This is a genomic window from Rhizorhapis sp. SPR117 (assembly GCF_021742065.1).
On record NZ_JAKKIE010000133.1, the window covers coordinates 1 to 3,931 of the forward strand.

At 59.8% G+C, this 3,931-nt stretch carries 3 protein-coding genes; all 3 read right to left on the reverse strand.

The window, feature by feature from the left end; translation table 11 throughout:
* Nucleotides 1-556: NUDIX hydrolase (locus tag L3X40_RS21185; RefSeq protein ID WP_272908112.1), on the reverse strand; the 556-nt coding region annotated here is incomplete at its 3' end.
* 77 nt (nucleotides 557-633) lie between these two features.
* The gene (locus L3X40_RS21190) at nucleotides 634-1,863 is read right to left on the reverse strand and encodes an MFS transporter (protein WP_237367328.1); all 1,230 of its coding nucleotides are present in this window, start codon (nucleotides 1,861-1,863) and stop codon (nucleotides 634-636) included.
* A gap of 188 nt (nucleotides 1,864-2,051) precedes the next feature.
* Nucleotides 2,052-3,842: a bifunctional diguanylate cyclase/phosphodiesterase gene (locus L3X40_RS21195; protein ID WP_272908113.1), complete on the reverse strand. Its 1,791-nt coding sequence runs from the start codon at nucleotides 3,840-3,842 to the stop codon at nucleotides 2,052-2,054.
* Nucleotides 3,843-3,931 lie beyond the last annotated feature (89 nt).

The window sequence follows — 3,931 nt, forward strand, 5'->3', positions numbered from 1 at the left end:
GCCTGCAAATATCGTCATCGGTCATCCTCCTCCTTTGAGGCGTACAATACGACCCCGTGCCAAGAAGGAGGGTGACTAAATCAATTACGCAATGTCCCGCAAACCAGCGCGCATCGGCTACCTCTTCGGCTTGGAGGCGCAAGGTAATATTCTTGCCGACCTTGCAGGCAAACATCACCGCGTCCTGACCATCATGGTCAAGCGCGCGCTTCGCCTTGTGCTCCTGCGAGTAGATGAAGCGGTTGGTTACAGGAAGTTCTTCAAGACCGACTTCCAAGTCGATGCCGAGTTCCTCGGCAAGCTCCCTGCGCATCGCGGCGACAGGCGATTCCCCGTTCTCGACGCCGCCACCAGCAAGAGTCCATTCTCCATCGCAATAGCCATGCGGACGCACCAGCAGGACATCGCCATCGTCATTGATCACCACGGCGCGCACCTTGCGGCGCAGCCGCATCCCATCGACTTCAATATAAGCTGTCATATGATGAAGGATGACAGAGCAAGATTTATCTATCGTAAATGGACCTATTCTCCGGATTCGATTGCTGTTAAACATTTGTACTTCAACGCCATATCATGCGTGGGCGTGGGGGCACTTCATGATAGTCCGGCCGTGATGACCTGCAGTCTGAATCAGCGGGTGCCGCTCCCGTATTCGCGTCGGACGATCTGCTTGGCGGCATAGGCCAGCAGCAGCATGGCGGCCGCACACCAGCCAGCCATCCAGAGAAGTTGTTCTGGCAGGCTGACGCCGAGATCAATCAATATGCCCGTGAGACCGGGGCCGAGCGCGGTTGCCAGCACCATGGCCGACACCGTCATGGCGCGGATACCGCCGAGATTGGCGATGCCATAAACCTCCGGCCATAACGCCCCGAGCAATGTCGAGGTGAAGCCGTTGCTGATTCCCAGCAGGAACATGAAAACGTAAATACCCCATAGCGGCGTGATCAGCGCGGCAGTGGCAGAGGCGACCGCCAGCGGTCCGAGAAACCAGGGCAACAGCCGGATCGCGCCGTAGCGGTCGACCAGATGGCCGCAAACGAACCCGAAAATAATTGTCGAGACTGCCATCACCGGAAAGGCTGCGGTGAAGCTGATCGCATCATAGCCTCGCAGCGCGATGAAATAGCCCTGATGAAAAAATATAGTGGTGCTGATGAAGGGTGGCGCGAGCGTGCCTGCGAGAAGCAGGTAAAGGACCGGGTCGCGCGCGACCGCGCTTCGGCTCCAGTCGCGCGCCGTCTTTCCGGCTGCCATCGCTGATTCCCTGGCGTGCGGTACGCGCTCGACCCGGGTCAGGGCCAGTAAGCCCGGACAGGCAAGGATCAGCACGGCGGCGGACGCGACCCAGGCCACCTGCCAGCCGAGCCAGTCGCTCACAAGGATATAGGCGATCGGCAGCAGCGCCGTTCCAGTCTGGAGTCCTAGCGTCACGATCGCCATGGCAAGTCCGCGGCTGGCGACGAACCAGCGGCCGATTTCCGTAAAGGCGATTTCCGTCATCATGCCCTGCCCGAACAGCCGGAGCAGGAAAATGGCCACAACCAGGACCGCGATATGAGGGGCGTATGCGAGCAGCAAACAGGCGAGCGCCAGCAGCGGCATGGCAAAGCGAGTAACCTTCCAGCCGGGCATCAAGTCGAGGCTGCGTCCGAGCCAGGGCAGGACCGCCGCGCTCGCCAGGGTCGCGGCCATGTAGATAAGTCCGAAGGCGCCGCCGGATAGATGGAACCGCACGCGAAGTTCATTGCCGGCAAGGCCAATGAAGAAGGTTTGGCCGAAGGATGAGAACATCAACAGCAAGAAGCCGCCGGCGAGCCAACGAAAATTATCGCGAAGAAAGCGCAACTGTTCCTGCACCACTACCTCAATGCATCATTGCCGATGGGGCAGGCTTCGGGCCAGCGCCAGGCTGATTTGTCACTGGCCATCGGGGAAGATACGACGCGCCTGCCGAGTCGCCACTATGGCGGCAGCGACCGCGCCACCTCTTCGCCACCAGAGCCTATTCAGGTCAAGGCGGTATCCCCAGTTCGAGCAGGAAATCGCTATGCGCTCAATCTGTTCCGATCATTCCCGGCAACAGGTGCCGTGGAATTGAGCATGTTGGACATTTCTGTTCGTTGCATGGGGCGGCAGAGGTGAAAGCCCTGCCCATAACGACAACCAAGCGAATGCAGCCATGCATTCTGCTCAGGCGTCTCGATGGCCTCGGCGATCACTTCGATGCCGAGACGGCGCGAAATGTCCAGCATTCCCGAAATGATCGCGGCCGCCTTGTCCTTCTCGACGAGCGCGCCGGTGAGCGAAGGGTCGAGCTTGATCATGTCCACCGGCACGCTCATCAGGTGGCTGAGTGATGCCAGGCCGCTACCGAAATCATCGAGAGCTATCCTGATGCCACTGGCACGCAGTTGCTGGATGGCCCCAAGAGATTGCTTTTCTCGCAAGCTGAGGTGGGTGGTTTCATTAAGATCGAGGACCAGATGGGCAGGGGCCAGATTCTGCTTTTGAAGGATCGTCAGTAGCTCGTCAGTCAAGCCAGGCACCCGAAGATCGGCGGAGGTCACGTTCACGGCGACATAGTCGGGCGCTCCTTCCAGCCGCTCCCAGGCTGAGAAATCCTCCGCAACCATCGCCAGCATTCGCCGGGTCAATTCGTACGCGATTTCCGCCTCGGAATCCCCCAGTCCATAGGCGGCCGCAGGCTTGATAGAGCCGCTCGCGGTCCTGACACGGCATAGGGCCTCCAGACCCACGAATCGCCCCGTATCGAGACAAATGATGGGTTGGTACCAGGGTTCGACGCGTCCCTCCAGCAAGGCGCCTTCGATCTCTCGAGCGTAGCGTATGCGGTCGGTAATCGGCGAACCCAGCCCCGGCCAGTAGCGGACGAAACCGCCGCGCCTGGTTTCCTTGGCACAATATAGTGCGTGATCGGCATTCTGACGTACCGTTTCGGATATTGAGTCGTCGGCAGTGACAATCGCGCCACCAACAGACGCCTGGGGTCCTATCCAGAAACCGCTGCAATCCACAGGTCGCGCGAGTTGGTCGAGGAGGCTCTCCACGAACGACTCCAGCCCCGCGAGATGGTGTTCCGCCCGCAGCACGACCATGAATTCATCGCCGCCAACCCGGAATACCAGATCAGGCGCTGATGCTGATCTGAGGCGCTCCGCAGCGGTCTTGAGCAGGTAATCCCCGGCATGATGCCCGTAAGTGTCATTAACCGGCTTCAGATTGTCGAGGTCGATCGCCAGCAATCCCCATGATCCCGGGGCATCGCAAGGCAGGCGGGCGATCAGCGCGCTGAAGGCGGACAGATTGGGAAGACCAGTGAGTTCGTCATGAGTAGCGCGATGTTCGCGTTCCGCGACGCGCTCCTGGCGTTCCAGCGCGATCGCGGCTAGATCCAGGCAGGCCCGGACGATATCCTGCTCCACATCGCCTGGAGCGCGTGTCTCCCGGAAGTACAGGGCAAATGCGCCCAATACCCTGCCACCGCTGCCGGTAATCGGATTTGACCAGCAGGCGGCAAGGCCAGCACCTAGCGCCTCAGGTCGGACGATCTCCCAGCGTGGATCGGTTGCAATGTCGGTTACACAGACCGGCTGCTTGTGAAAGATTGCCGAGCCGCATGATCCCGCCATCGGTCCTGCCGGAATGCCTTCGACATGCGATACGAACTCGGACGGCAAACCGGGTGCTGCGACAGTATGCAGCAATCCCGCCGCATCCACGGCAATGATTGAGCATATCGTTTCTGGAAGGTGCGCTTCAATCTGAAGGCAAAGCTGTTCCATCGTCGATTTAAGAGAATCGCCACGGGCGATCATCTCTGAATGACCGACCGGCTGATGCCGGTAGGATCAAGTGGAGGGGCTGAAGCCGTTTCTGTGGGAATGCCGGTCCAGGTAACGCATGA